The sequence below is a fragment of the Microcoleus sp. D2_18a_B4 genome, assembly GCF_036702475.1.
In the GTDB taxonomy this organism is placed as follows: domain Bacteria; phylum Cyanobacteriota; class Cyanobacteriia; order Cyanobacteriales; family Microcoleaceae; genus Microcoleus.
Genome location: NZ_JAUBTL010000006.1, coordinates 1 through 5,794, shown reverse-complemented (window position 1 = coordinate 5,794; position 5,794 = coordinate 1). Strand labels below are relative to the sequence as shown.

Annotated in this window: 3 protein-coding genes and 22 tRNA genes; 2 read left to right on the top strand and 23 right to left on the bottom strand. The window is 46.9% G+C overall.

Annotation, left to right across the window (positions count from 1 at the left end):
- Positions 1-129: 129 nt before the first annotated feature.
- The 6 genes from QUB04_RS05110 to QUB04_RS05085 form a co-directional block, all read right to left on the bottom strand.
- Positions 130-206, bottom strand: a tRNA-Ser gene (locus QUB04_RS05110).
- A 7-nt stretch (positions 207-213) separates the two neighbouring features.
- Positions 214-287: transfer RNA gene (locus tag QUB04_RS05105), tRNA-Arg, on the bottom strand.
- A 354-nt stretch (positions 288-641) separates the two neighbouring features.
- Positions 642-714, bottom strand: a tRNA-Arg gene (locus QUB04_RS05100).
- A gap of 82 nt (positions 715-796) precedes the next feature.
- Positions 797-868 (bottom strand) — tRNA-Gly (locus tag QUB04_RS05095).
- Between the two features lie 184 nt (positions 869-1,052).
- Positions 1,053-1,123: transfer RNA gene (locus QUB04_RS05090), tRNA-Gly, on the bottom strand.
- Between the two features lie 44 nt (positions 1,124-1,167).
- Positions 1,168-1,611 (bottom strand): retroviral-like aspartic protease family protein, encoded by a 444-nt coding sequence (locus QUB04_RS05085; RefSeq protein WP_333101624.1) that lies wholly within the window; start codon positions 1,609-1,611, stop codon positions 1,168-1,170.
- A gap of 103 nt (positions 1,612-1,714) precedes the next feature.
- Here QUB04_RS05085 and QUB04_RS05080 point away from each other — a divergent pair, with 103 nt between their 5' ends.
- Entirely contained in the window at positions 1,715-2,320 is a 606-nt protein-coding gene (locus QUB04_RS05080; RefSeq protein WP_333281802.1) for a macro domain-containing protein, read from the top strand.
- Positions 2,321-2,340: 20 nt separating this feature from the next.
- Here the strand turns inward: QUB04_RS05080 and QUB04_RS05075 are convergent.
- The 17 genes from QUB04_RS05075 to QUB04_RS04995 all read right to left on the bottom strand — a co-directional run bounded on the left by QUB04_RS05075 (position 2,341) and on the right by QUB04_RS04995 (position 4,395).
- A tRNA-Thr gene (locus tag QUB04_RS05075) sits at positions 2,341-2,412 on the bottom strand.
- Between the two features lie 95 nt (positions 2,413-2,507).
- Positions 2,508-2,581 (bottom strand) — tRNA-Leu (locus QUB04_RS05070).
- Between the two features lie 131 nt (positions 2,582-2,712).
- Positions 2,713-2,785, bottom strand: a tRNA-Pro gene (locus QUB04_RS05065).
- A 3-nt stretch (positions 2,786-2,788) separates the two neighbouring features.
- A tRNA-Leu gene (locus QUB04_RS05060) sits at positions 2,789-2,869 on the bottom strand.
- Positions 2,870-2,999: 130 nt separating this feature from the next.
- Positions 3,000-3,073 (bottom strand) — tRNA-Gln (locus QUB04_RS05055).
- Between the two features lie 5 nt (positions 3,074-3,078).
- A tRNA-Gln gene (locus tag QUB04_RS05050) sits at positions 3,079-3,157 on the bottom strand.
- 10 nt (positions 3,158-3,167) lie between these two features.
- Positions 3,168-3,242, bottom strand: a tRNA-Asn gene (locus QUB04_RS05045).
- Positions 3,243-3,248: 6 nt separating this feature from the next.
- A tRNA-Phe gene (locus QUB04_RS05040) sits at positions 3,249-3,321 on the bottom strand.
- Positions 3,322-3,325: 4 nt separating this feature from the next.
- Positions 3,326-3,412 (bottom strand) — tRNA-Ser (locus QUB04_RS05035).
- Positions 3,413-3,416: 4 nt separating this feature from the next.
- Positions 3,417-3,490 (bottom strand) — tRNA-Tyr (locus QUB04_RS05030).
- Positions 3,491-3,524: 34 nt separating this feature from the next.
- A tRNA-Tyr gene (locus tag QUB04_RS05025) sits at positions 3,525-3,606 on the bottom strand.
- A 13-nt stretch (positions 3,607-3,619) separates the two neighbouring features.
- Positions 3,620-3,694 (bottom strand) — tRNA-Lys (locus QUB04_RS05020).
- A gap of 5 nt (positions 3,695-3,699) precedes the next feature.
- Positions 3,700-3,773 (bottom strand) — tRNA-Glu (locus QUB04_RS05015).
- A gap of 6 nt (positions 3,774-3,779) precedes the next feature.
- A tRNA-Trp gene (locus tag QUB04_RS05010) sits at positions 3,780-3,854 on the bottom strand.
- Between the two features lie 3 nt (positions 3,855-3,857).
- Positions 3,858-3,953: transfer RNA gene (locus QUB04_RS05005), tRNA-Met, on the bottom strand.
- 102 nt (positions 3,954-4,055) lie between these two features.
- Positions 4,056-4,129: transfer RNA gene (locus QUB04_RS05000), tRNA-Cys, on the bottom strand.
- 192 nt (positions 4,130-4,321) lie between these two features.
- Positions 4,322-4,395 (bottom strand) — tRNA-Asp (locus QUB04_RS04995).
- A 496-nt stretch (positions 4,396-4,891) separates the two neighbouring features.
- On the opposite strand from QUB04_RS04995, the gene QUB04_RS04990 reads away from it, so the two are divergent.
- Positions 4,892-5,716 (top strand): biotin--[acetyl-CoA-carboxylase] ligase, encoded by an 825-nt coding sequence (locus QUB04_RS04990; protein ID WP_333281799.1) that lies wholly within the window; start codon positions 4,892-4,894, stop codon positions 5,714-5,716.
- The last annotated feature ends 78 nt before the right edge of the window (positions 5,717-5,794 follow it).

Here is a 5,794-nt window from a genome sequence, read left to right as displayed (position 1 = left end):
ATGACCCCGCGTAAAAGATTCACCTCTGGAGTAAATCTCAAATCGAAAATCGAAAATCGAATGACCGCGCTTAAAAGATTCACCTGTGCAGTAAATCGAAAATCGAAAATCGAAAATCGAAAATTGGTGTGGTGGATCGCGATCGGATTTGAACCGATATCTTTCTCACAGCCAGTTAGATGCTTTACCAATTAAGCTACGAACCCCAGACAGCAGGAGCGGTAGGACTTGAACCCACAACATTCGAGGTAGAAGCTCGACACTCTATCCAGTTGAGTTACACTCCCATGTTTTTTGTTATTGCGCGATTCCCTACGGGATAGCTGCGCTTCACGCATTTTGACGTGCAAGTTATCAGAGCATTGCGTTTTCTCAGTTACTAGAGGGACTCCGCCGATGAGTTACTACACACTCTTTAAAGGATGGCTACCTTTAAGCCAACCTGCCGGGTTCAATGCACTCCTCGTTCTCAAACGCCCGCTGATTTTGACAGCGGTACCTTTCCTCTCGTACTAAAGTATGTAGGCTCCAAAGATTGGGACACGCAAAGGGCGTTAGCGAAGCCCTCGAAGAGGATCGCTCTTAATATAAAAAATTATCCATTCAATGGAATCAACCTCCTTAAATTAAATAAAAAACAACGAGAGTGGTAGGACTTGAACCCACAACATCCGCGTCCGAAGCGCGGCGCTCTATCCATTGAGCTACACTCCCATAAATTGGTAGTCCTGACAGGAGATTACCCCGCGTCTGCTTGTAAGGCAAACGCTCTACCATCGAAGATCAGGACTACAAAAGCGGATGATGGGACTCGAACCCATGCGCTGAGAATGGCATACTCAGATGCTAGCCGCTACATGACATCCGCAAACTGATTTGAGATTGGAAATTTGAGATTTAACTGAGATGTTGCACCATTGTCAATAAGCCTTTTATGAACAGGCTTTTCGGCCTGTTCCACAAAGAGTAGATTTTCTTGTGGAACAGGCCGGAAAGCCTGTTAAGCGAGAATGGTGCAAGATGTGAGATTTAACAAACCTCTTGTTTAACCAAGCGGATAACGAGGCTCGAACTCGTGCCTAGAGTTTGGAAGACTCGAATGCTACCGTTACACCATATCCGCAATTAGTTTAGCGATTGTATCTCTTTAACCTCAACATACAGCCTTTACAAAATTGTCAAGTAAGTTTGCGTTGGACTGATGGGTAAAGTTACTAATCGCTGATTTTTTAAATCTAATTCAATTCCCAGGGCTTCTAGAGGAATCACGCCTAATAAAGGATTCATACCTCCGGGCAATTCCAAACACTCAAACGTGCCTTCGCGTCCTACTAAAGAAATTTTAGCATCCTGAAAAATTCTGGCTTTACCAATGCCATTAGCAGTCTCTACATCCACTTCTTTGAGCAATTCTAAACCGAGTTGTGCAATGATACTTGCAGGCAAACACAATGTTGTTGCACCTGTATCAACTAGCACATTATTTAGAGTGACTGAACGGATTTGGTCGGAAGGCATAAATCCTCTGGCTGCGACATTTTGATCGGCGCGGTTAGTCACGGTGAGTGTGGTAATAATTTTTCCCATTGAGGTGTTGTCTGTTGCTAGCATAGTTTAACCTTGAACTACTCTACCTCGATTATGGCAATTTTTTGGAAAAATTAGTACGATCGCCCTTAGCTATTTGCTAAACTAGCGCTCGGAGATAAAACACATGAAACTTATACTTACAGCACCCAATCCCGAACTATTCGCGGCATTCCAAGAACATTTTTTCTATTTACCCAATCTCGAAATTACCAACAAATGTTTCGAGGATTTAACCGAGTATGACTGTTTGGTGAGTCCCGCTAATTCATTTGGCATGATGGATGGCGGTATCGACGCAGCTATCGTTGGTTTTTTCGGTCATTCTCTGATGGTTAGGGTTCAGCAGCATATCTTGGAAGACTATTTAGGCGAACAACCCGTTGGCACATCATTCATCATCGAAACTCACCATCCCAAACATCCTTTTCTCGCTCATACTCCCACCATGCGCGTACCTATGTCTGTTGTGGGTACAGACGTTCCGTATGTGGCCATGTGGGCAATGCTATTAACAATTCGGCGCTACAATCGACACGCAAAACGTAAAATTGAGAGTGTCGTTTGTCCGGGTTTAGGAACGGGGATAGGCAGAGTTCCTTATCGCGAAGCCGCGCGGCAAATGGCACTGGCTTACGACTATTTTGTTTATCCCACGCCGTATGTAAACTGTTTTGTTGCGGCCGAACGACAACTGCAAATTTGGGAAGGTGGCGATCGCAATTCTGGCTAAATAGCGATCGTATTTTCCCAAGCAGGTGACAGGAGTTGAACCTGCAAGAAAGCTTTACAAGAGCCTCATGTTGCCAATTACATCACACCTGCATTTTTGGTGGCGGGGGCAGGAGTTGAACCTGCTATTAAGAGGCTTATGAGACCTCCAAGCCTACCCAGGCTACTTCACCCGCGATGTCACCAAATACCCCTGACTGGCATCGAACCAGCACTAACTAGATCCTAAATCTAGCGCCTCTACCGATTGGGCTACAGGGGCAAAACCGATTTGAGATTTGAGATTTGAGATTTGAGATTGAATAAAACCTCATACCCCTGACAGGCCTCGAACCTGCAAAAAACACTCGTTCTGAGCGAGTGATGTTTTCCAATTACATCACAGGGGTAAAGTCGGGATGGTTGGATTTGAACCAACGACTCCATGCTCCCAAAGCATGGCTTCTGGCCGCTGAATTACATCCCGTTATGCTCCTAGTGAGACTCGAACTCACACTCAAAATAAAACAGATTTTAAGTCTGCCGCGTCTGCCAATTCCGCCACAGGAGCAAGTAGAAACTTAGTTAAAAATTTGGTACTTTGGAGTGAGATTTGAACTCACACAACACAATTTTTGAAATTGCGGACTCTGCCAATTGGGCTACAGGAGTGTAATTGATCTGCTTTGGTAATAGCAGAACTGGGAAGGCAGGGATCGAACCTGCATTTTTCCGCTTTCAAAGAGCGGTGCCATACCGATTAGGCGACTTCCCAATAATTGGGTGCCGGGGTAGGCTTTGAACCTACATAAACTCCTATTTCAGAGATAGGCGACTTTACCAATTTGTCTACCCGGCAATTTAAAAAATGGCTGCCCCAGTAGGACTCGAACCTACAACCTAGCGGTTAACAACCGCTTGCTCTACCATTGAGCTATAAGGCAACGCAATCCCCCAAGTCAGTATCGAACTGACGACCTCTTGTTCTTCAGACAAGCGCTCTACCAACTGAGCTATCGGGGGAAAACGGAGAAGGAGGGATTTGAACCCTCGACGGCTGTTAAACCGCTCTTTCTTAGCAGGAAAGCGCCTTAAGCCACTCGGCCACCTCTCCACAGCGAGAACGGAGGGATTTGAACCCTCAATCTTCAGTTTTATTAACTGAGATGTTATCCGGCTACACCACGCTCTCAAGATTGCAACTGCAGATTAAATGCAGTTACAAATGGGTCGGGCTGGAATTGAACCAGCAACGCTTTAAGCTACTGTTTTACAGACAGCTACCCACGCCAATAGGAGGGCCGACCCAAGATAGGATTTTTGGTAGGTCGTCGAGGAATTGAACCTCGATCCATCCGCTTAAAAGGCGGCTGCAAAACCATTCTGCCAACGACCTACGAGAAGTGCTGACGGGAGTTGAACCCGCAATCACTTGGGTGAAAACCAAGCGGCTTAAACCATTTGCCTACAGCACTATAAATTGGCACAGGAACTGAGATTTGAACTCAGAATGCTGGTTTTGGAGACCAGAGTGTTGCCAGTTACACCATCCCTGCTTTTGGTGGCAGCGGCGGGATTTGTAGCTTGCTTCCGCGAAGCGGTACCCGCATTGACCAAGGTATGAACTTGGCGCTTTACCATTAAGCTACGCTGCAATATCACTTTCGCTTCGTTCCTTTTCAAAATTAAAAAAATCAATTAAAAGACTGTTAGTTTAATCTTTTAATTTCTAATTTTTAATTTCTGATGGGGAACAGAGGTTAGGGCGGGATTTGAACCCGCGAAAATCGGTTTTGCAGACCGACGCTTTGAGCCACTCAGCCACCTAACCTGGGAGTCCCGACGAGGTTTGCACTCGCAATCTTCTCCTTGAGGGGGAGACGGCTTGACTTTTGCCTGCGGGACTTTGACCCCGCCGAAAAACGGATACTTGCTTTCCGACAGGAGGTGTGGATTTTAGACCAAAGTTCTAGCTTCCAGATTCATCTGTTGTGGAGTAAATCTAAAATCTAAAATCGACTGACGGGAGTAACGAGACTTGAACTCGCAACCTTTCGCTCGACAGGCGACTGCTCTGACCGGTTGAGCTATACCCCCGCGAAAATGAACAATATTCTGTCCTTGAATTACTCAAGTTGGGACGGGGTGGCGGTTGATTCCGCGTACTACAACCAGATCGGGCTATTGTTGCCGGAGTCTACACCGCCGATGTCCACAATTATGTGACACGATTAACTTCCTATTCTGTTTTCAAGGTTCATATTGCTTGTGGGGTAAGGCTTTGAATCTCTTTCCCCTTCGCCCTACATTTATACTACATTGCATAATACAAGACTGTCAAGGGGGTAATACAACTTTTTTTTAAATTGGGTTTTTTAAAGGGGTGTCGATCGCTCCACCCAACTCTCTGCGTTCCCCCAAATCCTTATAAGTCAAGAGATATTGCGGCTCAACTGATGTTGTGGCGTAAGGTAAATCTGATGCTGAAACTGTACTACACTCCAATTTCTCTGAATTCTCGCCGTCGCGCGAGGTGGCACTTCTGGAAAATGCGATAATCAGCTTTTAGATATCAAATACTACAAATCAAACCTTGTCTGAATTGCCCTTAACTCCCGTGCCCGCAACCCCAGAAGCCGATCGCCCAAACCTCCATCACTGGCTACACTCCTTGGATACCTGTCCGAGTACCAACAGTTGGGCGATCGCCCGCGCGGCCCAACTCCACCACGGAGATGCAGTATTTACCAAGCGACAAACCAGCGGGCGCGGCCAACACGGGCGCACCTGGCACGCCCCAACCGGTGTCTTGACTGTTAGTTTTGTACTCGACAACCTCAACCCCACTCTGTTGCCGGGGCTCAGTTTAGCAGCGGGTTTAGCCGTGATTTACGCGATCGAAGATTTGGTTCCCGACTGTCGCGGTATGCTGCGCCTGAAATGGCCAAACGATGTCTGGATCGATCGCCACAAATTAGCCGGAATTCTCTGCGAAGCTACTTCCGGCAATGTTTCTGGCAAAACTCGCGCCGTTGTGGGAATTGGACTCAACCGCTGCGTAGATTTCGCGGCTGCGGGATTGGATGAAAGGGATCTCGGCAATGCGGTAAGCTTGCATTCTATTGCTAGTACAGTACCAGATGAACTGTGTTTGCTCGATCGACTGCGGCACTATTTACTCGAACTAGCCGATATGTTTTCTACCACAGACAAGCCAGCCTCCAAGTCCGGTTTAGCGCTACTTTTGCCGGAATTGCGCCGCCGCGATGCGTTGATTGGCTGCCCGGTGGCGATCGAACTTTCCTCGGAAACCATCTGCGGAGAAGCCGCAGGCATTGACGGCAGCGGCCGCTTGTTAGTATGTTTGGCGGGCGATCGAATACAAGCCTTTACCTCCGGCCGAGTTCGATTAATTTAAGAGGAAGAAGGAAGAAGGAAGAAGGAAGAAGGAAGAAGGAAGAAGGAAGAAGGAAGAAGGAAGAAGGAAGAAGGAAGA